Source organism: Micromonospora sp. LH3U1 (assembly GCF_028475105.1).
Lineage (GTDB): Bacteria > Actinomycetota > Actinomycetes > Mycobacteriales > Micromonosporaceae > Micromonospora.
The window spans coordinates 5,335,836-5,361,896 of the sequence record NZ_CP116936.1; the positions used below are offsets into that span (position 1 = coordinate 5,335,836).

The window sequence follows — 26,061 nt, forward strand, 5'->3', positions numbered from 1 at the left end:
CGGGCGGGCCCCAGCGCGTCCGAAGGACTTTCGTGACCACTAGCCTGGAGTCATGATCCCCCGCTCCCGCGCCACCGGTCGGGCCATCTTCTACCAGGCTTTCTACCGGATGCCTCTGCCGGTGCGTCGGCGCCTGGTCCGGATGGCCGTGCCCAAGTACATCGTCGGCGCGGTGACCCTGGTCCGCGACGCCGAGGCGACGGGCGCGGGTCGGTTGCTGATGCTGCGCCAGCCACCCGGCAAGGGCTGGTCACTCCCCGCCGGTCTGTTGGATCGCGGCGAGCCCCCGGTGGTGGGCGCGGCCCGCGAGCTGTTCGAGGAGTCCGGCGTCCGGCTCCCCCCGTCCCGGCTGCGTCCGGCGGTGCCGAACGCGATCGTGCACGCCAAGGGCTGGGTGGACATGGTCTTCGAGACGGAGGTGCCGGCGTCCAGCACCGAGCTGGCGGTCGACGGCGCGGAGGTCTTCGAGGCCGCGTGGCACCCCCTGGACGACCTGCCCAAGCTGACCTGGCCGACCGCCCGGCTGCTCGCCTACTACGACATCGGGCCGCTGGCCGGGCAGTTCCCTCCACCGGTCCCCGACAACCTGCCATGACCGGCGCGGCTGACGTGCCTGGGGAGCTGTGCGCGGTGGTGCTCGCCGCCGGCGAGGGCACCCGACTGCGCCCGCTCACCGAACGACTGCCCAAGGCCCTCTGCCCGGTGGGCAACGTGCCACTGCTGGACCGCGCGTTGACCCGGCTGGGCGGGCTCGGCCTGGCCGGCCCCGCCCGGGTCGCGGTCAACGCCTGCTACCTCGGCGAGCAGGTGGTCGCGCACGTCGGCGACCGCGCGCACCTGTCCGTCGAGCCGGGCGACCCGCTGGGCACCGCGGGCGGCGTGGCCAATCTGCGGGACTGGATCGACGGACGGCCGGTGCTGGTCGGCAACGCGGACGCGTACCTCGCCGACCCGGCGGCTCCGCCGGGGCCGGACGTGGCCGCCCTGCTCGACGGGTGGGACGGGCACACCGTACGCCTGCTCGGCCAGCCCGCCGCCGATCCGGCCGCACCGGGCACCTTCAGCGGGCACTACTTCACTGGCTTCTCGCTGCTGCCCTGGCGGCTGGTCCGCGACCTGCCGGCCGTCTTCTCCAACCTGGTCCGCGCCCTGTGGCGGCCGGCCGAGGCAGCCGGTGACCTGGAGGTGGTGCCCTACGCGGGCACCTTCTACGACACCGGCACCCCCGCCGACTATCTGGCTGCCAACCTGCACGCCGCAGCCGGCGGGGCCATCGTGGACCCGTCCGCCACGGTGACCGGTCGCTGCGTGGAGTCGGTGGTCGGCGCGGGTGCGCGGGTCAACGGTGACGTGTGGCGCACGGTGGTGTGGCCGGGCGCGACGGTGCGCGAGGGCGAGCGGCTGCGCGACGCGATCCGAGCCGGGGACGGCTGCACCGTACCCGCCGCCGCGCACGGCTGAGCCTCGACGGCTCCCGACTCCACGCCCGGGCGGAAACATCTAGCATGGGCGACGACGCCGACGAACGGAGAAATGCCCCGTGATCACCGCGATCGTGCTGATCGACTGCGCCACCGACGCGATCCCCGAGGTGGCGGAGACCCTGGCCAACCTTCCCGGCGTCAGCGAGGTCTACTCGGTGGCCGGGCACGTCGACCTCATCGCCATCGTCCGGGTCCGCGAGTTCGACCAGATCGCCCAGGTCATCGCGGGCAGCATCTCCAAGGTGCCGGGTGTGCTGAACACCGACTCGCACATCGCGTTCCGGGCGTACTCCCAGCACGACCTGGAGGAGGCGTTCGCGATCGGCCTGGCCAGCGCCGACTGACCCGCACGCACGGCGGCCGGTCCACCGCGCGGGTGGACCGGCCGTCTGCTGTCGTCGCTACGTCAGCTCTCGCTGGGAGCCGGCGTCTCGGTGGTGCCGCCGCCCGGAGCCGGCGACTCAGTGGTGCCGCCCGGAGCCGGCGACTCGGTGCCGGTGCCGCCCGGGGCCGGCGACTCAGTGCCGGTGCCGCCCGGGCTGGGCGTACCGCTGGCGCTGGTCTGCGGAACCGGGATGCCCAACTGGTTGGCGAGCTGCACCAACTCGTCGTAGTGCGCCTGCAGCGTCGGCAGAGCGGTCTGGGCCAACTGGACCACCGACTGCTCGGAGCCCTGCGAGATCTCCGTCTGGGTGGCCTGGATGGCCTGGACGTGGCCAGCCAACTCACTGGTCACCCAGAGCCGGTCGAATTCCGCGCCGCTGGCGTTGTTCAGCTTGTTGATGACCGCCTGCTGATCGGCACTGGGCTCGTTCGGCAGTTCCACCCCGAGCTGGGACGCGGTCTGCTGCACCGTCTGGTCCAGCTGGGTGTGGTCGGTCTTCAACATCGCGCCCAGGTCCTTGACCCCCTGGTCCTGACCCTTCTGCTGGGCCAGGTCACCAGCGGTGATCTCGAACAGGTTGACCTGGTGTACCGCCTGCAGGTACTGGGTGTCCTGCGTCGACGGCTGTGCCGCGGCCTGCGCGGCCGCAGCCGGCGCGACACCGACCAGTACCAGCGCGGCCAACAGGCCGAGGCGTTTGATACCCAACATGCTTCCCCCCCTTGAGACGTTGGACCGCACGGATACCCGGCTCACGGGGGTTATTCCTGCGATCGCCCGTCGCGCGGGGTCGACCGGTCCCGCCGTGACCGTCCGACTCCTGGTCGGATGGGCGGTGGGGACGGATACGACGTGGCGCCCGCCGGAATCCCGGCGGGCGCCACGTAACGGTGCGTTTGGGCGGTCAGCGGCGGCTCTCGCCGCTGCCGATCTCCTCGCGCTCGGGCCGGGCCTCGACGGGCGGGTGACCCGGCGAGACCGGCGCCTCGACCGGCTTCTCGATCGGGTAGAAGAAGCCCCGGATGGCCGGGCCGAGGGCCCCCAGCCGGTTCATCTTCTTCGGCACGACCCAGCCGACGTACTCCAGCTCGCCGTGACCGTCCGCGTGCCCGTTCGACGCGCTGAGCGGCTGGTGCACCTCGACGAACCGGCCGTCCGGCATGCGCCGGATGATGCCGGTCTCCACGCCGTGCGCGAGCACCTCCCGGTCGTGCTGCTGCAGACCCAGGCAGAGCCGGTACGTGACGTAGTACGCGATCGGTGGGAGCACCAGCAGACCGATCCGGCCAGCCCAGGTCATCGCGTTCAAGCTGATCTGGAACTTGTCGGCGATCACGTCATTGGCGCCGGTGAGCGTCAGCACGATGTAGAACGTGACGGCCATGGCGCCGACCGCGGTCCGGGCCGGGACGTCGCGGGGCCGCTGGAGCAGGTTGTGGCTCTTGCGGTCCTTGAGGTGCCGGGCTTCCAGGAACGGATACATCGTCGACAGGCCCACGAGGATGCCGGGCAGCACGACCGTCGGCCAGAACAGCGGCGGAATGACGTACCCGTCACCGAGCGGGATGTTGATCTCCCAGGCCGGCATGAGTCGGGTCGACCCGTCGAGGAACATGACGTACCAGTCGGGCTGGCTGGCGGCCGAGACCACCCACGCCTCGTACGGGCCGAACAGCCAGATCGGGTTGATCTGGAACAGACCGCCCATCAGCGCGATGACGCCGAAGACGACCATGAAGAAGCCGCCCTGCTTCAACGCGTACCGCGGGAACATCCGCTCGCCGACGACGTTGCCGTTGGTCCGGCCGGGGCCGGGCCACTGGGTGTGCTTCTGCTTGAAGACCAGCCCCAGGTGGACGCTGATCAGCGCAACCAGCAGACCCGGGATCAGCAGCACGTGGGCGATGAAGAACCGGCTGATGATGATCGTGCCCGGGAACTCGCCACCGAAGATGGACGAGGTGACCCAGGAACCGATCACCGGGATGGACAGCATGATCGCCGAGGCGATCCGCAGACCGGTGCCGGACAGGCCGTCGTCCGGCAGCGAGTAGCCGGTGAAGCCGGCCAGGAAGCCGACCCAGAACAGCAGCGAGCCGATGATCCAGTTGGTCTCGCGCGGCTTACGGAAGGCGCCGGTGAAGAAGACCCGCAGCATGTGCACGACGATCGCGGCCATGAACAGCAGCGCCGACCAGTGATGCATCTGTCGCATCACCAGACCGCCACGGACGTCGAACGACAGGTCCAGGCTGGAGGCGTACGCGGCGGACATCGGCGTGCCCTGCAACGGCGCGTAGCTGCCGTCGTAGACCACCTCGGTCATCGCCGGCTCGTAGAAGAGGGTCAGGAACACACCGGTCAGCAGCAGCACGACGAACGAGAACAGCGCGATCTCGCCAAGCAGGAAGGACCAGTGATCCGGGAAGACCTTGTTCAGCAGCTTGCGCAGCGGCGTGGCCACCTGGAAGCGGTCGTCCACTCCCACCGCGGCCTTGCCCGGCGTCGCCGCAAGGTCTAACTTTCGACGCTTCATGGCCGCTCCCAGAAATCAGGCCCAACGGTTTCGGTGTAGTCGGACTTCGCCACGAAGAAGCCCTCGGAGTCCACCTCGATCGGCAGCTGCGGCAACCGCCGGCTGGCGGGGCCGAAGATGGGCCGGGCGTTGTCGGTGATCAGGAACTGGGACTGGTGACACGGGCAGAGCAGCCGGTTGGTCTGCTGCTCGTAGAGGCTGGCCGGGCAACCGGCGTGCGTGCAGATCTTGGAGAACGCCGCGTAGTTGCCCCACATGAAGTCACCGTGGCCGACCCGCTCGTTGGCCCGACGCGACTCCTGCGCGTCGGAGTCCCGAAGGTGGATCAGCAGCGTCGGCGAATCGGCGTGCCTGTTGCTCACACCGTGCTCGATGCCGGGGAAGACGGTCAGCTGCCCACCGGCGCTGATGTCGGCCGGGCGGATCGGGCGACCGTCCTCGCGGACCAGGCGGATCCGCTCGCCGCCGTCGGCTGCGGCGAACCCGGTGGTGAACATCTGGTTGTTCTTGTGCGGCTGGGAGATCATGCCGCCGACCAGCGGCGCCGCCAGGACCGCGCCGACCGGCGCGAGACCGGCCAGCAGCGAGATACCCAGCAGCGGGCGACGCTTCACACCCAGCTCGTCAGCCATGTAGAGCATGGTCTGGCCGGTGATGGTGCGGCCTTCGGAGTCGACCTGGCCCTCGTGCCGGTCCTGGATCGAGACCTCCTTGGGCAGCAACTTCTTGCCCCAGGTCAGGATGCCGAAGCCGACGGCGAGCAGCGCCACGCCGAGGGTGAACCCGAGCAGCGGGGTGTAGAACTTGTCGCCGCCACGGCCCGGCTCGTACTGCCACGGCCACCAGATGTAGATGGCCAGGAAGGCCGTCGCGGCCAGACCGGTGATCAGGAAGAGCCCGGCGACCACCCGGGTCAGCCGACGCTCCGCCTTGGTGCCGGGTAGCACCTGCGGCTCGTAGTGGACGATCTCGATGTCGTCCCGACGCGCGCCCTCACGAACGATGTCGAACCGGGTCAGCTTGGGGTCGTTCACGTCGAGCGGCTCCGGACCCTGCGGGGTCTGGTGCTCGGTGTGGGTGCTCATGCCGTCACCTCGCTACGGGTGGCGCCGAGCGGCACCACAGCACTGAATCGGATGATCCGCTCGGTCACGACTTGCCCGCAATCCACAGGCTGGCGAAGACGAGCGCCACGATGCCAACCAGGAAGATCGCCAGGCCCTCGGTGGACGGGCCGTACCGCCCGAGGTTGAACCCACCCGGGTCCTGGTCGTGCTTCAGCGTCTCCTGGATGTAGGCGATGATGTCGGCCTTCTGCTCCGGCCGAAGCTGGTTGTCGCCGAACACCGGCATGTTCTGCGGGCCACTCAGCATCGCCGCGTAGATCTGACGGTCGGTCGCGGGGTGCAGGCTCGGGGCGAACTTGCCCGAGGAGAGCGCACCGCCGCCACCACCGAACGCGTGGCACTGCGAGCAGTTGATCCGGAACAGCTCACCGCCGGACGCGACGTTGCCGTCCTCGCCGAGATCGTCGCCGTCGGGCACGACCGGGCCGCCGCCAAGCTCCTGGATGTACTGGGCGAGCTGACGGGTCTGCTCGTCGGTGAAGACCGGGGGCTTGCGGTGTGCCTGGGCCTCCTGGCGGGCCAGCGGCATCCGCCCGGAGCTGACCTGGAACTCGACCGAGGCCGCGCCGACGCCGATCAGGCTCGGCCCGCGGCCCTCGACACCCTGGGCGTTGCGGCCGTGACAGGTCACGCAGCTCACGTCGAACAGCGCCTTGCCCTCGGCGGCGGCGCCGGTCAGCTGCGGGTTGTCCTGCGCCTGGGCACCCGGGGCGAAGACGGTGTAGGCGCCGCCGGCGAGCATCAGCGCGGCGATCAGCCGGACCGCGGCGCCCAGCCGGCGGCGGCCCCTGCTGCGCGCGGCGGGCCGCTCGCGCAACCGCGCGAGCAGACCGCGTCGGCGGTCGTTGTCAGAAGTCATGAGCGGTGTCCTTAACCGGTTGGACCTGTCTCAGGGGACGGAGCAGCAGCGCGGAATGTGACGCGCAAGATCACTGGAGCCAGTAGATCATGGCGTACAGCCCGATCCACACGACGTCGACGAAGTGCCAGTAGTACGACACGACGATCGCCGAGGTCGCCTGCGCCGGAGTGAACCGGCCCATGGTCGTGCGGACCATGAAGATGATGAAGGCGATCAGGCCGCCGGTCACGTGCAGGCCGTGGAAGCCGGTGGTCAGGTAGAACACCGACCCGTAACCGTCTCCGTTGATCTTGACGCCGTCGGCGACCAGGTGCCGGTACTCGTTCAGCTGGCCGAGCACGAAGATCAGGCCCATCACGAACGTGACGGTGAACCAGCGCCGCAGCGCGTGCACGTCGCCCTTCTCCGCCGCGAAGACGCCAAGCTGGCAGGTCACCGAGGACAGCACCAGGATCACCGTGAAGGTGGTCGCGTAGGGAATGTTCAGCGACTCGGTGTGCTTCTCCCACTGCTCCGGCGCAGCCGCGCGGATAGAGAAGTACATCGCGAACAACGCCGCGAAGAACATGAGTTCGCTGGAGAGCCACACGATCGTCCCGACGCTGACCATGTTCGGTCGGGTCAGAGAGTGGATCCGGCTCTTGTCAATGGCTGGGGCCGCAGTCACGCCGTCATTATTGCCCCTGACCGGGGCCGGCGATCAGCGGGGTGGCAAACCTGCGCCTTCCGTGGCCCGAGCGTCAGGGTCCGGTTCGCCTGGCCTAGCCTGAAAAGCGTGCTGCACGTCGATCCGATCTTCGCCGCCACCTCGGCCCCGCCGCCGTTCACCGTCGGCGCGGTGCTGACCGAGACCCGGCTGGACAGCTGGCTGGCCCTCGGCCTTGTGCTCGCTGCCGGCCTGTACCTCTACGGGGTACACCGTCTGCGCATACGTGGAGACCGCTGGCCGATCGCCCGTACCGTGTTCTTCATCGGCCCCGGGCTGGGCGGTATCGCGCTGGTCACGGTCAGCGGGCTGCACGCGTACGACACGGCGCTGTTGTCCGTGCACATGATCCAGCACATGGTGCTGTCGATGGTGGCGCCGATCTTCCTGGCGCTGGGCGCGCCGATGACCCTGGCCCTGCGCACGCTGCCGGTCGGGCCGCGTAAGCGCCTGCTCGCGATCGTGCACAGCCGCGTCGCCCGGGTCTACAGCTTCCCGCTGGTGGCGTTCGCCATCTTCGTGGTCAACCCGTTCGTCCTGTACTTCAGCGACCTGTACCGCTTCACCCTCGAGCACGCCTGGGCACACGAACTGGTGCACGCGCACTTCATCATGACCGGCTGCGTGTTCTTCTGGCCGCTGCTCGGCCTGGACCCGCTGCCCGGCCGCTGGCCGTACCCGGCGCGTGCGCTGCTGATGCTGCTGTCCGTGCCGTTCCACACCGTGCTCGGCCTCACCATCATGCAGAGCAGCACGCTCTTCGGCGGCGACTGGTACCCGTCCCTCAACCTCGGTTGGTCCGACCCCTGGGCGGACCAGGTGGTCGCCGGCGGCATCCTCTGGGCCGGCGGTGAGTTCGTCAGTGTGACCATGCTCGCGGTCCTGGTGGTCCAGTGGGTCAAACAGTCCGAACGCGAGGCCCGCCGGGTCGACCGCGAGCTGGATCGCCAGGAGGCCCGCGAGCGCGCCGCCGACGCCGCAGCCGCCTGAGCTGCCCGGACGGTACGCCCCGACGGGCGGCGACGGGCGGGATGTCAGCTACGTCACGCCGAACGGTACGATCGGCGGGCAGCTACGAGGTGGGAGTCAGTCCAGCATGAGCGATCGTCTTTGCACCGTCTTGCTCTACAGCGACGACCCGCAGGTCCGTGATCGGATGCGGATGGCCGTCGGCACCCGGCCCGCGCCCGGGCTGCAGATCGAGTTCGTCGACGCGTCGACCTACGCGGAGACCATCCGGCTGGTCGACGACTACGAGATCGACCTGCTGCTGCTCGACGGTGAGGCGAGCCCGGGCGGCGGCATCGGCATCGCCCGCCAGATCAAGGACGACCGGGACGACGCTCCCCCGACCTGCCTGGTGATCGCCCGCGCCGCCGACCGATGGCTCGCCGCGTACGCCGAGGTCGACGCGACGCTGGTGCACCCGCTCGACCCGGTGACCACCGGAGGCACGGTGGCCGAGCTGCTGCGGACGCACGCACCCGCCTGACGTCCCCACGCTCTCCGGCACCAACACGGCGCCGGACCAGTCGGCGCCGGTTCCAGCCCACCCGCACTTCGCACGCTCGGGAGGCCCGCCATGGGCGATCGGACCTGGCCGCACCTGCTCAACTCGCTGCTGCGCGGCGAGGAGCTGTCCACCGCCGACACCGCCTGGGCGATGGGCGAGATCATGGCCGGGTCGGCGGGCGCCGCGCAGGTCGCGGGCTTCGCGGTGGCGCTGCGGGCCAAGGGTGAGACATCGGCCGAGCTGGCTGGGCTGGTGGAGACGATGTTGAGCCGGGCCGTCCCGGTCGACCTCCCCGACGAGCTGCGGTCCACCGCACTGGACGTGGTGGGCACCGGCGGTGACCTCGCCCACACGGTCAACATCTCCACCATGGCCGCTCTGGTGGTGGCGGGTGCCGGCGTCCGCGTGGTCAAGCACGGCAACCGGGCGGCATCGTCCTCCTGCGGCACAGCCGACCTGTTGGAGTTCCTCGGCGTCCCGCTCGACCTCGATCCGGACGCGATCGTCCGCTGCGTCACCGAGGCGGGCATCGGGTTCTGCTTCGCGGCCCGGTTCCACCCGGGGATGCGGCACACCGGGCCGGTTCGCCGGGAGCTGGGCGTGCCCACCGTCTTCAACTTCCTCGGCCCGCTGACCAACCCGGCCCGGCCCCGTGCCGGCGCCGTCGGCTGCTTCGACCCGCGAATGGCCCCGGTGATGGCTGGCGTGTTCGCCGCCCGCGGTGACTCCGTCCTGGTGATGCGCGGCGAGGACGGGCTGGACGAGTTCACCACGGCCGCACCGACCCGGATCTGGGCGGCCCAGGGCGGCACCGTACGCGAGACCGTGCTGGACGCGATGGACCTGGGAGTACCCCGGGCCACCCTCGCGGACCTGCGGGGCGCTGACGCCGCGTACAACGCTGGGGTGGCCCGTCGTCTGCTGGCCGGCGAGAAGGGCCCGGTCCGCGACGCGGTGCTGGTCAACGCCGCGGCGGCGCTGGCCACGCAGGGCCCGCTCGACGGCGACCTGACCGAGGCGCTGCGCGCCGGTCTGGACCGCGCGGCCGAGTCGATCGACTCCGGCGCGGCCGCCGCGACCCTCGACCGCTGGATCGAGACCGCCACCACCGCCTGACCCACCGCTCCCTGACGCCGGCGTGGGCCGCCCGCGGGTGCCGGGGGTGGTCAGCTCGGAACCCGCGAATCTGCGGTGTTCGGAGGACCAGGATGCACCGGCATCAATGATGTCGAGTGGATCACCGGGGATCTGTCGGACCCGCGTGGAAAACTACAGCCGAGTAGTTCTCCGCTTCCGTTGTGCGCCACTGTCGCATCCGGGGGCGGTTCGTCTGGAGTTGAGAAGGAGACGCCCGTGTCGCACCGCGAGCTCTACTGCGACGTCTGCGAGGGCGTGGCACCGTTCGAGGCGCCGCCCTGCGTCGACGACCACGGCACCGACTGTCCCGAGCTGATCTGCACCGGCTGCGGCGCGGCCGTGGTGATCGCCACGTTCACCGTCCCCGTGACCCGGCTGGCCGAGCGCCGACGCCCCCAGCCCACCCGCCGCCACGCCGCCTGAGGCCCACCGAGCGCCCTGGGGCCTGGTCGGCCCCCGCACAACGACGAAGGCCCGCTCCCCCGGTGGGGATGCGGGCCTTCGAGGCGTACGGGCCGATCGCGACGGCGACCGGGCGGATCAGTGCTCGGCGGTACGCCGGGTGCCGGAGTAGTACTCGAACAGCAGACCGCACGCGGCGAAGATGACCGCCAACAGGCCGGCGCCGATCAGCCAGTACTGCCAGAACACCAGGCCGAGCGCGGCGAGCGCGGCGGCCAGCGCCAGACCGAACGGCCAGTAGCTGCCCGGGCTGAAGAAGCCGACCTCGCCAGCGCCGTCGGCGATCTCGGCGTCCGGGCGGTCCTCCGGGCGCAGGTCGATCCGGCGGGAGACGAACCAGAAGAAGCCACCGCACATCGAGCAGAGCAGGAAGGACAGCAGCAGGGCGACGGTGCCCACCCACTCGACGCCGCCCGACGCACCGTTCGTCCAGGCGCCGTAGAGGATGGTGGCACCGAGGAGGAACCCGGCGATGATCAGGAAGATACGCCACTCGGTCTTCATGCGGCTGCCTCAGCTTCCCGTGCGGGCCGGAACTTTGTCCGGGTTGAAGTTGTCCTGCGTCCGCCGGGTGTCGAACGGCTGCGTGGTCTCCGCGTACGGCTGCTCACCGATCTCGGCCAGCGCGTCCTGGGTGGACTTGCCGCCCTGCTTGGCAGCCAGGAACTTGTCGTAGTTCTCCGGCGAGACCACCCGCAGCTCGAAGTTCATGAACGCGTGGTAGCTGCCGCACAGCTCGGCGCAGCGCCCGACGTAGGCACCCTCGGCGTCCAGGCTGGAGACCTCGAAGACGTTGCGGATCTTGCCCGGCATCACGTCCCGCTTGAACAGCAGCTCCGGCACCCAGAACGAGTGGATGACGTCGCGGCTGGTCTCCTCGAACCGGATGGACCGGTTCGTCGGCAGCACCAGCACCGGGATGACCTCGCTGGTGCCCAGCGTCGACGCGGTGGTGCGGGCCTCCGGGCCCTGACCGTCGCGGTAGTTGAACTGCCAGTTCCACTTGAACGCGACGACCTCGACCGTGACGTCCGGGTTCTTGGACAACTTGTCGACGTCGGTCTGCACGATCGCCGTGTAGTAGAAGAGCACGGAGACGATCAGGATCGGCGCGATGGTGTAGAGGAACTCCATCGGCATGTTGTAGCGGGTCTGCACCGGCAGCGCGTTGCCACGCTTGCGGTACCGCACCACACACCAGAAGATCAGGCCCCACACGAAGATGCCGACCGCGAGCGCCGCGACACAGGAGGCGATCCACAGGTCGTACATCCGCTTGGACTCCGGCGAGATGCCGCCCTGCGGCCAGCCGAAGCCGTCGAACGCCTGTCCCACATCACAGCCCGTGAGCAGGACCAGCAACGCCACGCCACCGAGACCGAGCCCGGCCAACCGACCAGCACCACGCCCCCGGCGTCCACCGACCCCTGAGGAAGCGCTGTGCCGTACGGCCGACGGCCGTACCTCCGAACTCCTTGCGACCACCTGGTCCTGCCTCCCTAGCGCGCCGCGGTGCGTCTTTCGTCAGCACCGGCGGCAAAGGCGTCACCGACGGTCGCAGATTACTCGACCATGACGGACTCGACCGTGGTGGGGTCGCTGTCCACCCCCCATTGGGGGGAACCTGGCCATACCTCCGCGATAACGTAACGATCCGTGAGCGCGAGGAATGAACCGGGGTTGCGAGCCCCGCAGTCGCGAACAGAAGGTGGCACCGTGAGCGCATCCCCGGTCTACCTGGACGCGGCGACCGCCGCGCCGATGCACCCGGTCGCGCGGCAGGCGCTGCTGGCCGCGCTCGACGACGGCTGGGCCGACCCGGGCAAGCTCTACACCCAGGCCCGCCGGGCACGGCAACTGCTCGACGCCGCCCGCGAGGCCACCGCGCTGACGCTCGGCGTCCGCGCCGACGAGGTGTCCTTCACCCCCAGCGGTACGACCGCAGCCCACGGGGCGGTGCTCGGGGGTTTGGCGGGGCGGCGCCGGATCGGGTCGACGCTGGTGCACTCGGCGATCGAGCATTCGGCGGTGCTGCACGCCGCGGAGCGGCACGTCGCCGCTGGCGGGGCCGCCACTGCGGTGCCCGTCGACCGGTTGGGCCGGCTGGACCTGACCGCCTGGTCGGCCGCCGTTCGGGCCCCCGGAGTCGCACTGGCCGCACTGATCACCGCCAGTCACGAGGTGGGCACCGTGCAACCGGTCGCCGAGGCGGCCGCCACCTGCGCCGACGTGGGCGTGCCGCTCTACGTGGACGCCGCGCAGTCGGTCGGGCGGGTGCCCCTGCCGGCCGGCTGGTCGGTGCTCACCGCGAGCGCCCACAAGTGGGGCGGTCCACCCGGGGTGGGCGTGCTGGCGGTCCGTAAGGGGACCCGCTGGGAGTCACCCTGGCCGGCCGACGAGCGGGAGGGTGGGCGTACCCCGGGGTGGTGAACCTGCCCGCGGTGGTGGCGGCGGCGGCGAGCCTGCGGGCGGCGGCGGCCGACGCGGCGGCCGAGGCGACCCGGCTGGACCCGCTGGTGGACCGGATCCGGGCGCGGGTGGCGGCGGAGGTCCCCGACGTGGAGGTGGTCGGCGACCCGGTGCTCCGGCTGCCCCACCTGGTCACCTTCTCGTGCCTGTACGTCGACGGCGAGGCGCTGCTGCACGCACTGGACCGGCGGGGCTTCGCCGTGTCGTCCGGCTCGTCCTGCACCTCGTCCACGCTGCGCCCGTCGCACGTGCTGGAGGCGATGGGGGTGCTCTCGCACGGCAACGTCCGGGTCAGCCTGCATCGGGAGACGACCGAGGCGGACGTCGAGCGGTTCCTCACCGAACTGCCCGGGATCGTCGCCGAACTGCGCGCCGAGGCCGGGGTGGTGGGGCTGTGACGATGCCGGACGAGGTCATCGACTGCCGGGGGCAGCGCTGCCCGCTGCCCGTGATCGCGGCGGCGCGACGGATGCCCGAGGTGCCGGTCGGCACGGTGGTCCGGGTGCTGGCCGACGACCCGGCGGCGGCGGTCGACATTCCCGCCTGGTGCCGGATGCGCGGCCACGAGTACCTGGGTTCCGTCAACGGCCCCGAAGGCCCCGCCCACGACGTCCGCCGCACCCACTAACCCCACCCCACCCCCACCACCCCCAACCCCCGCCTCACCCCGGCGTCGATCATGGAGTTGTGGTGGGGGACGAAAGTCGCAGAAGGCGACTATCCGGCCACCACTACTCCATGATCGACGCGGTGGGTGGGGACTACGACGGGAGGAGGTGGGGGCGGATTTCGTCTGCCGCGGTGTCGCCGTAGGACTCGGCCAGCCGCTTGACGAACAGGTCGCGGCGGACGTCGTACTCCTGGGTCCCGACGGTTTCCAGGACCAGCGTGGCCAGCAACGAGCCGACCTGGGCGGCCCGCTCCAGGTCGACCCCCCAGGAGAGCGCGGTGAAGAAGCCGGCCCGGAAGCCGTCGCCCACGCCGGTCGGGTCGACAGCCCGGATCTCCCGCGCGATCGGTACGTGGATCGGGTCGATGCCACGTCCGGCGATCTCCACACCGTGCTTGCCCAGCGTGGTGACCCGCACCTTCACAAGATCCAGCAGCTGGTCGTCGCTCAGCCCGGCCTTGCTCTGCAACAGCGACTTCTCGTAGTCGTTGGTCATCAGGAACTCGGCGCCTTCGATCAGCGCCACCACGTCCTCGCCGCCCATCCGGGCGAGCTGCTGGGACGGGTCGGCGGCGAACGCGTACCCACGGGTGCGGCACTCGGCCGAATGCCGCAGCATCGCCTCGGGGTCGTTGGCGCCGACGAGCACCAGGTCCAGTCCGCCGAGCCGGTCGGCGACCGGGGCGAGCTCGATGTTGCGCGCCTCGCTCATCGCACCGGCGTAGAACGACGCGATCTGGCACATGTCCGTGTCCGTGGTGCAGACGAACCGGGCGGTGTGCGCCACCTCGCTGATGTGTACCGACTCGCAGTCCACGCCGTGGCGCTCCAGCCAGGAGCGGTAGTCGGCGAAGTCCGCCCCGACCGCACCGAGCAGCACCGGGCGCAGCCCGAGCTGACCCATCCCGAAGGAGATGTTCGCCGCCACGCCGCCGCGGCGGAGCACCAGGTCATCTACCAGAAAGGAGAGGGACACCTTGTGCAGTTGATCGGCGATGAGCTGGTCGGCGAAGCGTCCGGGGAAACTCATCAGGTGATCGGTGGCGATCGAGCCGGTGACGGCGATCTTCATGTCAACCCTCGGGGTCGGAGGCAGGGCGCGGTCAGCCTACCGGCCCGGCAACCCGACGGTCACCGCTCGGTCGGACAACGGCAATGAGCTCGCCACGGCCGCGCCGGGACCGCTCCCAACCGGCTCGACCCCCGACGGGTACGACGACGGGGCCGTCCCGAAGGACGGCCCCGTCTCCGCTGACGCGTGGTGTGTGACTCAGTTGAAGGAGTCACCGCAGGCGCAGGAGCTGCCCGCGTTGGGGTTGTCGATGGTGAAGCCCTGGGCGTCGATCCGGTCGGCGAAGTCGATCGTCGCGCCGGAAAGGTACGGGGCGCTCATCCGGTCGACGACGACCCCGACACCACCGAAGTCGGTGACGACATCACCGTCGAGCGAACGCTCGTCGAAGAAGAGCTGGTACCGCAGGCCGGAGCAGCCGCCCGGCTGCACGGCGACGCGGAGCCGCAGGTCGTCGCGGCCCTCCTGCTCGATCAGGGCCTTGACCTTCTGCGCCGCGACGTCGGTGAGGACGACGGAAGTAGGGGCCTGGGCCTCGGTCGACTCGGTCTGCGCTGGCGTGGTCACGTGGAAGTCTCCCTGCGCGGTTTGGGTCCGGACGCACTGGCCAACGCCGCGCGCCGTCCAGTGATTCCCGATTGTGTTCCTCCGCCGATGGTACGCCGCCCCGGCCGGGCTCACCCGCGTGCCGTGACCCCCGCCGCAGGTCGGCCCGGTCGCGGGCGGGGCCGACCGGGCTGTCGACGTACTCAGCGGCTCCACTGGCGGGCCAGCCGGGCGCCCAGCTCGCGTAAACCCTCCGCGGGCCGACTCATCGCGGCGTCGAGCCCGCCGCCCTCCTCACCGCCGAAGTGCTCGACCAGGCTGTACGCGTCGGTCACCCCGGCCGAGGCGGCCTCCCGCCGGCCGGTGCTCACCTGCCCGGCCACCACCACGCAGGGGACTCCCCGGTCGCGGGCGGCGCCGGCCACCCCGGCGACCACCTTGCCGCGCAGCGACTGGTGGTCGAACGACCCCTCACCGGTGATCACCAGGTCGGCGGTGTCCAGTGCGGCGTCCAGTCGGGTGGCCCGGGTGACGAGGCCGATCCCGGACTCGCAGCCGCCGCCCAGGGCGAGGATGGCCGCGCCGATGCCGCCGGCGGCCCCGCCTCCGGGGAGCGTGCCGAGCCCCGCCGGGCAGCCGGCCAGATCCCGTTCCAGCACCGCCGCGAAACGCTCCAGCGCGGCGTCGAGCAGCAGCACGTCAGCCCGGTCGGCGCCCTTCTGCGGGCCGAACACGTTGCTCGCGCCGTGCAGGCCAAGCAGTGGGTTGTCCACGTCGGTGGCCGCGACGAGCCGGACGCCACGCAGCCGGGGTGCGCCGTCCACCGCGTCGACCGCGGCGAGCGCCGCCCCGCCGTACGGCAGCGCGGCGCCCCCGAGTCGAGCGGGGTCACGCCCAGCGCGGCGAGCATTCCGGCTCCGGCGTCGTTGGTGCTGGAGCCGCCCAGCCCGATCACCACGGTGCGGGCACCGCTCTCCACAGCGGCGGCCACCAACAGGCCCAGCCCGTACGAGGTGGTGGTCTTCGGGTCGCGTTCGGTGGTGGAGAGCAGGTGCAGGCCGCACGCCTGCGCGCTCTCCAGGTAGGCGGTCGCGCCGTCGGCGGTGAGCAGGATCTCACCGGCCGCCGGCCGGCCCAGCGGGTCGACCGTCGACACCGGCACCCGCCGGCCGCCGAGGGCTTCGGCGAGCACCTCCACGAAGCCCGGCCCACCGTCGGCGAGCGGCCGGATCAGCAGGTCGTCCCCATCGGTGACGGTGCGCCAGCCGGCGGCCACCGCGGCGGCCACCTCCGGTGCGGGCAGGGTGCCGGCGAACTTGTCCGGGCAGAGCAGCACGCGCATGCGGAGCAGTGTGGCAGCCCACACCGATGGAAGCGGCGTCGCGCTCGCGCTGTGGGACCATGGGCTACGTGACTTCGACCTGGGTGGAACCCTCCAACACGGCGACGGCTCTGCTGCTGCTCGGCCGGGGTAGCGACCCCGACACCGAGCGTGGCGTCGAGTGTCCGGGCGACCTGCCGGCGCCCAGCGATCCGGATCTCGTGGCCCGCGCCACCGCCGCCAAGGCCAAGCTGGGGAGCAAGGTCTTCGTGCTGGGGCACCACTACCAGCGCGACGAGGTCATCCAGTTCGCCGACGTGACCGGTGACTCGTTCAAGCTGGCCCGGGAGGCCGCGGCCCGTCCGGACGCGGAATACATCGTCTTCTGCGGCGTGCACTTCATGGCCGAGAGCGCCGACATCCTCACCACCGCCGCCCAGCGGGTGATCCTGCCCGACCTCGCGGCGGGCTGCTCGATGGCGGACATGGCGGTCCTGGGCCAGGTCGAGGCCGCGTGGGACACCCTGACCGAGCTGGGCATCGCCGGTGCGACCGTCCCGGTGACGTACATGAACTCCTCGGCCGACATCAAGGGCTTCGTCGGCCGCAACGGCGGCGTGGTCTGCACCTCGTCCAACGCCAAGCGCGCCCTGGACTGGGCGTTCGAGCAGGGGTCGAAGGTGCTCTTCCTGCCCGACCAGCACCTGGGCCGCAACACGGCCGTGCTGGAGATGGGCCTGTCGCTGGACGACTGCGTGCTCTACGACCCGCACAAGCCCGGTGGCGGGCTCACACCGGAGCAGCTGCGCGACGCCAAGATGATCCTCTGGCGGGGGCACTGCTCGGTGCACGGCCGGTTCACGCTGGACAGCGTCAACGACGTACGCGAGCGGGTGCCCGGGGTGAACGTCCTGGTCCACCCGGAGTGCCGGCACGAGGTCGTCACCGCCTCCGACTACGTCGGCTCCACCGAATACATCATCAAGACGATCGAGGCGGCTCCCGCCGGCTCGGCGTGGGCACTCGGCACCGAGCTGAACCTGGTCCGCCGGCTCGCGCTGGCGCACCCGGACAAACAGATCACGTTCTTGGACAAGGCCGTCTGCTACTGCTCGACGATGAACCGGATCGATCTGCCGCACCTGGTCTGGGCTCTTGAGGAGCTGGTCGCGGGCCGGGTCGCCAACCAGATCACGGTGGACGCCGACACCGCGCACCACGCCCGGGTAGCGCTGGATCAGATGCTCGCTCTGCCCGGCGCGGACACCCCACCGCCGGCGGCGGCGTCCTGATCACGATCTGTAGCGCTCTTGGTACGCAAAAGTGCCGGATCACCGATTAATGCCGCACACGCCGATGTGACCGAGTCCTTTTTCGTCACCGAGGGCTATGCTGCCGGAGCGACGACACACGCGGGCCGTTTCGATATGGCCGCATCCGGGGTAGCGAGAAGGTTCAGGCACCCCACCAACAACACGGCAGCACCGACGCGCTGGAGGTTGCGTTGACCGACGACGTCCTGGTCGTTCACGGAGGCACTCCGCTCGAAGGGCGGATCCGCGTGCGCGGCGCGAAGAACCTGGTATCGAAGGCGATGGTCGCTGCGCTTCTCGGCGACAGCCCGAGCCGGCTGTTCGACGTGCCGAAGATCCGCGACGTCGAGGTGGTCCGGGGTCTGCTCGGTCTGCACGGCGTCAAGGTCACCGACGGCGCCGAGGACGGCGAGCTCGTCTTCGACCCGGCGAACGTGGAGAGCGCGAGCACCGACCAGATCAACGTGCACGCCGGTTCCAGCCGGATCCCGATCCTGTTCTGCGGCCCGCTGCTGCACCGGCTCGGGCACGCGTTCATCCCGGACCTGGGCGGCTGCCACATCGGCCCGCGCCCGATCGACTTCCACCTTCAGGCGCTGCGAGAGTTCGGTGCCACGGTCGAGAAGCGGCCGGAGGGTCTGCACCTGTCCGCGCCGAACGGGCTGCACGGCACGAAGTTCGCCCTGCCGTACCCGAGCGTCGGCGCCACCGAGCAGGTGCTGCTGACCGCGGTGATGGCCGAGGGCGTCACCGAGCTGCGTAACGCCGCGGTCGAGCCGGAGATCATCGACCTGATCTGCATCCTGCAGAAGATGGGCGCGATCATCAAGGTCCACACCGACCGGGTGATCGAGATCCAGGGCGTGCCGAAGCTGCACGGCTACACCCACCGGCCGATCCCGGACCGGATCGAGGCGGCGAGTTGGGCGGCCGCCGCGCTGGCCACCCGTGGCCACGTCGAGGTGCTGGGCGCGCAGCAGGCCGACATGATGACCTTCCTGAACGTCTTCCGCTCGGTCGGCGGCGAGTACGAGGTCACCGACGCGCGCGCGCCGAAGCTGGGCGACCCGGGCCAGGAGGGCGGCATCCGCTTCTGGCACCCGGGCGGTGAGCTGAACGCGGTGGCGCTGGAGACCGACGTGCACCCCGGCTTCATGACCGACTGGCAGCAGCCGCTGGTCGTGGCGCTCACCCAGGCCCGCGGCCTGTCGATCGTCCACGAGACGGTCTACGAGCAGCGGCTGGGCTACACCGAGGCACTGAACTCGATGGGCGCCAACATCCAGGTCTACCGGGACTGCCTCGGCGGCACCCCGTGCCGCTTCGGCCGGCGCAACTTCAAGCACTCCGCGGTGATCGCCGGGCCGAGCAAGCTGCACGCCGCCGACCTGGTCATCCCGGACCTGCGGGCCGGGTTCAGCCACCTGATCGCGGCGCTCGCGGCCGAGGGCACCTCCCGGGTGTACGGCGTCGACCTGATCAACCGGGGCTACGAGGACTTCGAGGCGAAGCTCGCCGACCTGGGCGCGCACACCGAGCGTCCGTAACCTCGATCGTCCTTCGTTCGCTGCGACAACTCCAGCTCGGCTGACGGCCATGATTCGGCCTCCGCGCCGCCAGGCGGCGCTCCGGACCGTAGGCCGGTCTGACGCCGCGCTGCGACCTGTAGCGGTCGGCCCGGTGCACCGCGATGTGCACCGGGCGCGAACCGTTGGCTACCCTTGCCGCGTGCCGTCGCTCTTTCGCCGCAAGTCCACTGACCTCGTCGACGAGGCTGCCACCTCCGTGACCTCCGAGGAGGCCGCCGAGCGTTCCCGGGGCTACACCCCGGCCAAGGGTCGGGAGACGCCGAAGCGGCCCACCGCCGGTCGCCGCCCGGCCGGCCCCAGCCGCCCCCTCACCAAGGAGGAGGAGCGGGAGCGTCGCCGCCAACTGCGCGCCGAGGCCGCGTCGGAGTTCCGCCGTGAGGGCGGTCCCCGCGACCGTGGCCCGGAGCGGCTGCTGGCCCGCAACGTGGTCGACTCCCGGCGTACCGTCGGCACCTGGTTCTTCGGCGGCGCGCTGATCGTGCTGATCGGGTCGAACGCGGCCATGCCGCCGGTGGTCCGGTTGATTTCCAACGTGCTCTGGGGCGCGCTGGCGCTGGGCGTGGTCATCGACTCGGTGCTGATCTGCCGCAAGATCAGCAAGCTGGTCCGGGAGCGCTTCCCGAAGTCGGACCAGCGGATGGGCTCGCTCTTCCTCTACGCGGTCATGCGGTCGATCACCTTCCGGCGGATGCGCGCTCCGGCCCCTCAGGTCAAGCTCGGCGCGAAGGTCTGACCCGACTCGGCGCGAGGGTCCCCCACGCACTGACCAAGATCCGCACAACATCAGGGATGATGCTGCCTCCAGCACGCCGGAGGGAGCAGTTTCCCCGGAGTTGTGCGGTTCTTGCTTGAGGCGATCGTGGCTGCTCCCGAGAGGGAAGCACCTCGGGAAGCACCCGAGCGCCAGTTGTTCGTTGTACCGTACGAATGGTTCACCATGCTGAACAGCTGGTGCTGTTCGTCAACCCGAACGCTGATCCGATGGAGCGATTGCATGCCTCCGGAACCCGCTGCCCCGCTGGCCACCATCGCCGCCGCTCTGCGCCGGGAGCGCGAACGGGTCGGCATCTCGCTGACCGAGCTCGCCCGCCGGGCCGGGGTGGCCAAGTCCACCCTCTCGCAACTGGAGTCGGGCACCGGCAACCCGAGCGTGGAGACGATCTGGGCGCTCGGCAAGGCACTCGGCGTGCCGTTCAGCCGGCTGGTGGAGCCCGTCGACGACGGCGTACGGGTGATCCGGGCAGGAGACGGGTCTCACGTCCGCTCCGAGCAGGCCGACTTCACCGGCACGCTGCTCAGCGCCGGCTCGGCACACCTACGCCGGGACGTCTATCTGATCAAGCTGGAACCGGGCGCGATCCGAGCCACGGACGGGCACACCCCCCGCAGTATCGAGCACGTGGTGGTGGCCGCCGGCCGACTGCGCGTAGGTCCCGAGACGGCCCCGGTCGAACTCGACCCGGGCGACTACGCCACATTCCCCGGTGACGCCCCACACCGCTACGAGGCGCTCACTCACGGTACGTTCGCCGTCCTCATCATGGAGCACCCCTGACCAGGGGCGGCGATCCCGCCCGAGTCGAGTCGTCGTCGACTGCGATATCGTCCGAGATGAGATTCGGTTATAGGGCCAAATGTCCGAAACCAATGGGATAACGTTTGCGCCGGTGGTCGGAGCCACAGTGGCGGTGAGCGAGCCCACGCCGTTACCCTCCATCCGCAGCCACGGCCTGCCGGAGCAGCAACCTGACCGGCACGCGAGGCCCCAGCGCGACAATTTGCAACGAGGTGACAACGCGTGAGCGAGCGGACGCGAGCCGGCCACCGGAGCGTGGCAGGCGGCGACCGGACGCCCGGCGGTCACCCGGCTGCGGCTGCGGCTAGCTCACCTTCGGCGACAATCGGCCGCGCGGCCGGGTGTGGCGACGGGCTCGGCGGATGAACGGCCGCTACACCGACCGGTGGCCAGACCCGAACGAACCATCCTGGGTGGTCGAACCGACCTCCGAGTGGCACCCCCAGTTCCCCGGCCAGCGCTACCCCGGCGACATCGGCATGCCCCACCAGCCGCCACCGCGCGGCCGGGCGACGGTGACCGGCCGAGCCGAGGTGCCGCCGCTCGCGCCCACCCGCTCGGACGGCACCTACCTCGGCCGCTCCTGGGCCGACGAACCGCCGGCAGAACCGGCACCCCACAGCCGGTCCTGGGTCGACGACGAGCCGGGCGAGGCACCCACCTACGGCCGGCCCCGGGGCGACGAACGCTCGGCCGACGCGTCCGCCTACGGCCGGCCCGACAGTGCCGACTCCCGCAACTACGACCACGAGCCGTACCGACGGCCACTACCCGAGCCGCCCCGCCGCGACGATCGCCGCTCCCCCGAGTCGGACCGGCGTACCGCCTGGTCCGACCGACGCCCCGCCGACGACCGGGGACCGGCGCGGGAGGCCGCCTGGCACCGGGACCAGCCCGCCACCGAGCGGTACGACAGCCGTCGTCCACGGCAGGAGCCCACCGAGCGGGATCGGGGTTACCTCGGCACGCCACCGGTCTCCCCCGCGCCCCGATCCGATTCCGGTTGGGTGCCGGAGCCGGACGATGCGCCGCACCGGCGCGGCACCCAGGAGCGACCGGCCGCCGGTTACGAGCGGCACCCCGGCGACGGATACGGCGTACGACCCACCCGCGACCACGACGGCCGGACAGCCGACGGAGCCGACCAGTGGGCGCCCGTGGACGGCCGCACGCGGTATCGCGCCGACGGGTACCCGGACCGGACCGCCGACGACGCCCGGAGCCCGGAGCGGCGCTATCGCGCGGACGAGGGGGTCGGCGCAGCACAGTCACCCAATGGTGGACGTCGGCGCCGGCCCGAGCCGGAGATGCCCGAACAGCCCCGCCGCGACGACGATCGACGTCGGCCCGACACCGACCCGCACCGGCAGCAGCCCCGTGAGGCTGCGGCCCGCGCCGAGGCGTACCCGGACCGGCGTCCCCGCGAGGAGGCCCGACCGGACGCGTACCGCGAGGACGGACCTCGTGACAACGGGTACCGCGAAGACGGACCTCGCGAGAACGGTCACCGCGAGCCTCGCCCGCAGCCTGGTCAGCGGCCCGACGGCAGCCTGCCCTGGCCGCCACCGGGTCCGGTGCGTCAGGACCGCACCCGGGAGCCGGGCCACCGCCCCGCGGATCCGCACCGCATCCCGGACCCACAGCGCGCGGCCGACCCACAGCGCGCCGCCGACCCGTACCGCAACGCGGAGCCGGGCATCCCGTCGCGGCCGGCCTCCCAGTCCGAGCGGCCGGCGGTCACTCCGGCCCGCTACGACGAGCGACCGGCGGCAACCCCCTCCCGGTACGACGAGCGACCGGTGCGCCCAGCCGCGACGGCTCCGCCAGCACCAGCCACGTCAGGCCGTGCCACCCCGGTCTCCCCGGAGCGACCGGTATCGCCGGCACCCGTCTCCCCCGCTGCGCCCGGCCGGGACCGACCGGTGTCGGCCGCCCCGGTCTCCCCTGCCTTCGACGTGCCCGTCTCGGGTCCACCTGCCGCACGCCTGCGGCTGGAGTACCTGCCCGCGCCGGTGGACCCGCCGATCTCCGACGAGCGGTCGGATGCCCCCCTGTCGCCGGGGCACGGGACGACTGCCGGCCCGGCGCCGACGACCGGGGCACACCCCACCGCACCGCCGCGTTACCCCGGTCCGGACACCGGGAGCCGCCCGGTGGACCAGCGACGCGGCGAGGAGCCGAGCCCGGACCGCCGCGGGGCGGCGACCCGCTGGGCACCACCGCGCCGACCGAACGCCGCCCGGTCTCGCCGGAACGCCCGCTCCCGCCAGACCGCCCGGCCTACCCGGACCCTTCGGCCTCGCCAGACCGTTCGGCTACGCCGGACCGGCCGAACTCGCCGGACCGCCCGCAGTCGCCGCAGCGCCCGCAGTCGTCGGAGCGGCTGGCCCCGACGGCGGACACACGCCCGTCGGTCGCGCCGCCGCCCGCCTGGCAGGTACCGGACCCGCCGGCGCCCCGCCCCGCCCCAGCGCCCTCGACTCCTGCGGCCCCGACCCCGGCGCCCTCGACCCCGGCGCCCTCGACCCCGGAGGCCCCGACCCCAGCGGCCTCGACCCCGGGGACCCAGCAGCCCTCGGTCGAGGACGTCGACCTGGCGCTCCCGCTGGCCCCTGGTACACCGCGCCGCTACGTACCCCCGCCGCCCTCGGAAGGCCCGGTGGCACCCCTTCACGAGCCGGACGCGGCTGCGGGTACCCGCGGGCCGGACGCGTGGTTCAGCCCCGCTCAGCCGGCCGATTCCGACCAGGACGAGCCAGCGTCGACCCGGCAGTCGTCCGACCAGGACGAGCCGCCGTCGGACCGGCAGTCGTCCGACTCGGCCGACGATGAGTCGACAGCCGGGGACCCCGATCTCTTCACCGCACCAGCCACGGTGGACTGGGAGCCGTCGACACCGACCGCCGACGTCCACCACGAGGTGGCCGACGAGCCCGCAAGCGGCTCCACACCTGTGGACGCCTTCGAGCCGGTGTCCGCGCCACCCGCACGCCCGATCTCCGGCGCCCCACGCAACTGGGCGGACGACCTGGTCGACGACGCAGAGCAAGACGACGCACAGCCAACTGTCGGGCCGGAATCGCTGGAGGAGAACCGGCCCATCTCCGGTGCATCTCCCATGGCGATGCCGCACCACCAGGCCGAAGCCGTCGCCGAGTTCGACCACCAGTTCAGCGCTGGTCCCGTGGAGGACACCGATCCGGTCGAGCACGACCCGACGGATGAGCCCGTGCCGTACGGATCGTCGGAGGCTGCGAGCGGTCCGAACACCGCAGGGCCGATGGACGGTTCGCGGGTCGACGACTGGTCGGTCGCCGCCGCGCTGCCAGCCCCACCCGTCACGTCCTACGACGACTACACCGACGACGCGGGCCATCCTGTCTCGGCAGCACCCGCCGCGGCCCCTCCGGTCTCCGCTCCCCCCGCACCGCCGGTCTCGGCACCGCCCGTAACGCCCATCTCCGCGCCGCCAGTCGCCGCAGCACCCGTCTCCGCGCCGCCCGCGCCGGCACAGCCGGCCTCCGTGGCACCCGTCTCCGCGCCGCCCGCGCCGGCACGGCCCGTGTCCGCGCCACCCGCCGCGGCTCCCGTCTCCGCACCACCGACCTCGTCGGCACCCATGTCGGCAGCGCCCGTGTCCGCGCCACCCGCGTCCACGCCACCGCCCGCCGCGGCTCCCGTCTCCGCACCACCGATCTCACCAGCACCCATGTCGGCAGCGCCCGTATCGGCGCCGCCGGTGTCCGCGCCGCCGGTGTCCGCGCCACCCGCGTCAGCGCCACCCGCGTCGGCGCCACCCGCGTCAGCGGTGCCGACGTCCGGGCCACCCGCGTCAGCGGTGCCGACGTCCGGGCCACCGGCCTCAGCCGTTCCCAATCCCAGGACCGGCTCGGGTGGTGAGAACGTGCCGGTGTCCGCACCACCCGGCGACGCTCCGCCCGTGGTGACCCGCCCGTCGCTGGCCGACCAGGGCGATCCGGAGCAGGTCCTCGCGGCGTACCGCTGGCGGTTGGACCCGGTCACCCTGCGCGAGGAGCTGACGGAGCCGGACGACCTGCGGGCCATCCGGCGGCGACTGACCGCGAAGTTGGGCTCGGCAGCCGACAACCGTGCCCGGGCCCGGTTGCTCAGCCTGCGCGCGGTGGCCTCGCGGATCCTCGGCGACCTGGACGACGCGCTGGCCGACGGTCGGCTCGCCCTCACCTACGCCGAGGCGACCGGCGAGCTGCGCCGGACCGCGCTGGCCCAGGCCCGGCTGGCCCACGTCCTGCGCTGGCGCGGCGACTTCGCCGAGGCCGACCAGCTCTTCGCCCAGGCCAACTCGGTCGAGCTGCCCGACCGGTTGCGGGCCGCACTACACGAGCACGCCGGGCGGTCGTGTTACGACCAGGGACGACTCATGGACGCCTGCCAGCACTTCGAGCAGGCGCTCGACCTGCGCGGTGCCGCCGACGCCGAACTGCTGGACCGGATCCGGGTGGCCCTCGACGCGGTCACCGCGCGGGCCACGGCCGATGGCTTCGGGCCGTACCGCCGGGGTCGTGACGAGGTGCTCGAACGCGACCGACCCCCGCTGCCGGACCGGGACGGGCCGCTGTGGGGTTACACCGGCCCGAACGACGAGCTGGTCATCCCCGCCCGGTACGCCGAGGCGCAGCCGTTCCACGACGGGTTGGCCTGGGTCCGCCGGCCGGACACCGACCGGTGGTCGCTGATCAATCTGCTCGGTACGACGGTGATCCCGCCGTCCTACCGGGCGGCGCGCCCCTTCAGCGACGGCCTGGCCTGGGTGGTCGGCGAGGGCGGTTGGACGGCGATCGACGCGACCGGCGCGGTGCAGGTCGCACCCAACTTCGCTGACGTACGACCGTTCCGCCGCGGGTTGGCCGCAGTACGGCGCGAGGGGTGGGGGGCGGTCGACCGGACCGGCCGGATCGTCGTGCCCACCCGCTACCACGGGTTCGTCACGGAGTTGGCCGACGGCCAGCAGATCGACGGTTTCACCGACGAGGGGCTCGCCGTGGTCGACGTGGCCGGCCGCCGCGGCGTACTGGACCGCACCGGCGCGGTGCTGGTCCCGCCGACACATCCGATGCTGGTCATCCACCCGGTGGCGTTCCTGGTCGGCAGCGGGACCGGGCGGTGGGGCGCGTTGGACCGGCGCGGCGAGCCGCTCATCGACCTGGTGCACCGCGATCGCGCCGAGGTGCTGGCCGAGATCGACCGGCTACTCACCGACGCCAACCCGGTGCTCTGAGCGGCCGATCAGCGCTGTTAATCCGCCAGGGCTAGG

Annotated in this window: 22 protein-coding genes and 3 pseudogenes; 14 read left to right on the plus strand and 11 right to left on the minus strand. The window is 71.7% G+C overall.

The features are described from left to right. The first annotated feature begins 52 nt into the window (after positions 1–52). The 3 genes from PCA76_RS24335 to PCA76_RS24345 all read left to right on the plus strand — a co-directional run bounded on the left by PCA76_RS24335 (position 53) and on the right by PCA76_RS24345 (position 1,828). Complete coding sequence (locus tag PCA76_RS24335; protein WP_272612765.1) at positions 53–595, plus strand: NUDIX hydrolase; 543 nt, start codon at positions 53–55, stop codon at positions 593–595. After that, positions 592–1,461 (plus strand): nucleotidyltransferase family protein, encoded by an 870-nt coding sequence (locus PCA76_RS24340; protein WP_272612766.1) that lies wholly within the window; start codon positions 592–594, stop codon positions 1,459–1,461. Before PCA76_RS24335 ends, PCA76_RS24340 begins: the two co-directional genes overlap by 4 nt. Positions 1,462–1,540: 79 nt before the next feature. Further along, positions 1,541–1,828 carry an Lrp/AsnC family transcriptional regulator gene (locus tag PCA76_RS24345; RefSeq protein ID WP_272612767.1) on the plus strand — a complete coding sequence of 96 codons (288 nt, stop codon included), beginning with the start codon at positions 1,541–1,543 and terminating at the stop codon, positions 1,826–1,828. Positions 1,829–1,890: 62 nt separating this feature from the next. Here the strand turns inward: PCA76_RS24345 and PCA76_RS24350 are convergent, their stop codons facing one another. The 5 genes from PCA76_RS24350 to ctaE all read right to left on the minus strand — a co-directional run bounded on the left by PCA76_RS24350 (position 1,891) and on the right by ctaE (position 7,061). Beyond that, positions 1,891–2,580: a DUF4142 domain-containing protein gene (locus PCA76_RS24350; RefSeq protein WP_272612768.1), complete on the minus strand. Its 690-nt coding sequence runs from the start codon at positions 2,578–2,580 to the stop codon at positions 1,891–1,893. Positions 2,581–2,773: 193 nt separating this feature from the next. Then, positions 2,774–4,405: a cytochrome bc1 complex cytochrome b subunit gene (qcrB, locus tag PCA76_RS24355; protein ID WP_272612769.1), complete on the minus strand. Its 1,632-nt coding sequence runs from the start codon at positions 4,403–4,405 to the stop codon at positions 2,774–2,776. Further along, positions 4,402–5,490 (minus strand): cytochrome bc1 complex Rieske iron-sulfur subunit, encoded by a 1,089-nt coding sequence (qcrA, locus tag PCA76_RS24360; protein ID WP_272612770.1) that lies wholly within the window; start codon positions 5,488–5,490, stop codon positions 4,402–4,404. Before qcrA ends, qcrB begins: the two co-directional genes overlap by 4 nt. A gap of 64 nt (positions 5,491–5,554) precedes the next feature. Beyond that, the gene (gene qcrC, locus PCA76_RS24365) at positions 5,555–6,391 is read right to left on the minus strand and encodes a cytochrome bc1 complex diheme cytochrome c subunit (RefSeq protein WP_272612771.1); all 837 of its coding nucleotides are present in this window, start codon (positions 6,389–6,391) and stop codon (positions 5,555–5,557) included. Between the two features lie 70 nt (positions 6,392–6,461). Continuing rightward, positions 6,462–7,061, minus strand: a complete 600-nt coding sequence (gene ctaE / locus PCA76_RS24370; RefSeq protein WP_204941347.1) for an aa3-type cytochrome oxidase subunit III — start codon at positions 7,059–7,061, stop codon at positions 6,462–6,464. Positions 7,062–7,169: 108 nt separating this feature from the next. Here ctaE and PCA76_RS24375 point away from each other — a divergent pair, with 108 nt between their 5' ends. From PCA76_RS24375 to PCA76_RS24390, 4 genes are all read left to right on the plus strand, one after another. Then, entirely contained in the window at positions 7,170–8,090 is a 921-nt protein-coding gene (locus PCA76_RS24375; RefSeq protein WP_442930154.1) for a cytochrome c oxidase assembly protein, read from the plus strand. Positions 8,091–8,196: 106 nt separating this feature from the next. Further along, complete coding sequence (locus PCA76_RS24380) at positions 8,197–8,592, plus strand: hypothetical protein (protein WP_145779657.1); 396 nt, start codon at positions 8,197–8,199, stop codon at positions 8,590–8,592. Between the two features lie 90 nt (positions 8,593–8,682). Further along, positions 8,683–9,729: an anthranilate phosphoribosyltransferase gene (gene trpD, locus PCA76_RS24385; RefSeq protein WP_272612772.1), complete on the plus strand. Its 1,047-nt coding sequence runs from the start codon at positions 8,683–8,685 to the stop codon at positions 9,727–9,729. Positions 9,730–9,966: 237 nt separating this feature from the next. Further along, on the plus strand, positions 9,967–10,173 hold the full coding sequence (locus PCA76_RS24390) for a hypothetical protein (protein ID WP_272612773.1): 207 nt from the start codon (positions 9,967–9,969) through the stop codon (positions 10,171–10,173). 117 nt (positions 10,174–10,290) lie between these two features. Here PCA76_RS24390 and PCA76_RS24395 read toward each other — a convergent pair whose 3' ends face one another. Together PCA76_RS24395 and ctaC are read right to left on the minus strand one after the other, a co-directional pair. After that, positions 10,291–10,716, minus strand: a complete 426-nt coding sequence (locus tag PCA76_RS24395) for a cytochrome c oxidase subunit 4 (protein WP_272612774.1) — start codon at positions 10,714–10,716, stop codon at positions 10,291–10,293. Between the two features lie 9 nt (positions 10,717–10,725). Beyond that, complete coding sequence (ctaC, locus tag PCA76_RS24400; RefSeq protein WP_272612775.1) at positions 10,726–11,697, minus strand: aa3-type cytochrome oxidase subunit II; 972 nt, start codon at positions 11,695–11,697, stop codon at positions 10,726–10,728. 231 nt (positions 11,698–11,928) lie between these two features. Between ctaC and PCA76_RS24405 the strand changes: the two are divergent. Beyond that, positions 11,929–13,079: pseudogene (locus PCA76_RS24405) on the plus strand (cysteine desulfurase family protein). Next, on the plus strand, positions 13,076–13,309 hold the full coding sequence (locus tag PCA76_RS24410; protein WP_272612776.1) for a sulfurtransferase TusA family protein: 234 nt from the start codon (positions 13,076–13,078) through the stop codon (positions 13,307–13,309). Before PCA76_RS24405 ends, PCA76_RS24410 begins: the two are co-directional and overlap by 4 nt. Before the next feature lie 133 nt (positions 13,310–13,442). Here PCA76_RS24410 and PCA76_RS24415 read toward each other — a convergent pair whose 3' ends face one another. The 3 genes and pseudogenes from PCA76_RS24415 to PCA76_RS24425 form a co-directional block, all read right to left on the minus strand. Further along, complete coding sequence (locus tag PCA76_RS24415; RefSeq protein WP_272612777.1) at positions 13,443–14,423, minus strand: carbohydrate kinase family protein; 981 nt, start codon at positions 14,421–14,423, stop codon at positions 13,443–13,445. Between the two features lie 198 nt (positions 14,424–14,621). After that, positions 14,622–14,990 (minus strand): iron-sulfur cluster insertion protein ErpA, encoded by a 369-nt coding sequence (gene erpA / locus PCA76_RS24420; RefSeq protein WP_124774267.1) that lies wholly within the window; start codon positions 14,988–14,990, stop codon positions 14,622–14,624. A 182-nt stretch (positions 14,991–15,172) separates the two neighbouring features. Next, positions 15,173–16,311, minus strand: a pseudogene (locus PCA76_RS24425) (glycerate kinase family protein). 68 nt (positions 16,312–16,379) lie between these two features. Here PCA76_RS24425 and nadA point away from each other — a divergent pair. From nadA to PCA76_RS24445, 4 genes are all read left to right on the plus strand, one after another. After that, a complete protein-coding gene (gene nadA / locus PCA76_RS24430) occupies positions 16,380–17,582 on the plus strand; it encodes a quinolinate synthase NadA (RefSeq protein ID WP_272612778.1) in 1,203 nt (400 codons plus the stop codon). A 212-nt stretch (positions 17,583–17,794) separates the two neighbouring features. Continuing rightward, positions 17,795–19,150, plus strand: a complete 1,356-nt coding sequence (gene murA, locus PCA76_RS24435; protein ID WP_336298020.1) for a UDP-N-acetylglucosamine 1-carboxyvinyltransferase — start codon at positions 17,795–17,797, stop codon at positions 19,148–19,150. Positions 19,151–19,331: 181 nt separating this feature from the next. After that, the gene (locus PCA76_RS24440; protein WP_272612779.1) at positions 19,332–19,925 is read left to right on the plus strand and encodes a DUF3043 domain-containing protein; all 594 of its coding nucleotides are present in this window, start codon (positions 19,332–19,334) and stop codon (positions 19,923–19,925) included. Between the two features lie 261 nt (positions 19,926–20,186). Next, on the plus strand, positions 20,187–20,747 hold the full coding sequence (locus tag PCA76_RS24445; protein WP_272612780.1) for a helix-turn-helix domain-containing protein: 561 nt from the start codon (positions 20,187–20,189) through the stop codon (positions 20,745–20,747). Positions 20,748–22,036: 1,289 nt separating this feature from the next. On the opposite strand, the gene PCA76_RS24450 is transcribed toward PCA76_RS24445, so the two are convergent. Next, positions 22,037–22,276, minus strand: coding sequence for a hypothetical protein (locus PCA76_RS24450; RefSeq protein ID WP_272612781.1), 240 nt, complete (start codon positions 22,274–22,276; stop codon positions 22,037–22,039). Positions 22,277–24,273: 1,997 nt separating this feature from the next. Here PCA76_RS24450 and PCA76_RS24460 point away from each other — a divergent pair. Beyond that, a pseudogene (locus PCA76_RS24460) lies at positions 24,274–26,025 on the plus strand (WG repeat-containing protein); the annotation flags it as partial. Positions 26,026–26,061: the final 36 nt, after the last annotated feature.

Coding starts and splice junctions, on each gene's coding strand:
- qcrC (WP_272612771.1), bottom strand. CDS start 6,391: ATGACTTCTGACAACGACCGCCGACGCGGTCTGCTCGCGCGGTTGCGC.
- PCA76_RS24395 (WP_272612774.1), bottom strand. CDS start 10,716: ATGAAGACCGAGTGGCGTATCTTCCTGATCATCGCCGGGTTCCTCCTC.
- PCA76_RS24445 (WP_272612780.1), top strand. CDS start 20,187: ATGCCTCCGGAACCCGCTGCCCCGCTGGCCACCATCGCCGCCGCTCTG.
- PCA76_RS24380 (WP_145779657.1), top strand. CDS start 8,197: ATGAGCGATCGTCTTTGCACCGTCTTGCTCTACAGCGACGACCCGCAG.
- PCA76_RS24350 (WP_272612768.1), bottom strand. CDS start 2,580: ATGTTGGGTATCAAACGCCTCGGCCTGTTGGCCGCGCTGGTACTGGTC.
- qcrA (WP_272612770.1), bottom strand. CDS start 5,490: ATGAGCACCCACACCGAGCACCAGACCCCGCAGGGTCCGGAGCCGCTC.
- PCA76_RS24415 (WP_272612777.1), bottom strand. CDS start 14,423: ATGAAGATCGCCGTCACCGGCTCGATCGCCACCGATCACCTGATGAGT.
- PCA76_RS24335 (WP_272612765.1), top strand. CDS start 53: ATGATCCCCCGCTCCCGCGCCACCGGTCGGGCCATCTTCTACCAGGCT.
- qcrB (WP_272612769.1), bottom strand. CDS start 4,405: ATGAAGCGTCGAAAGTTAGACCTTGCGGCGACGCCGGGCAAGGCCGCG.
- PCA76_RS24340 (WP_272612766.1), top strand. CDS start 592: ATGACCGGCGCGGCTGACGTGCCTGGGGAGCTGTGCGCGGTGGTGCTC.
- trpD (WP_272612772.1), top strand. CDS start 8,683: ATGGGCGATCGGACCTGGCCGCACCTGCTCAACTCGCTGCTGCGCGGC.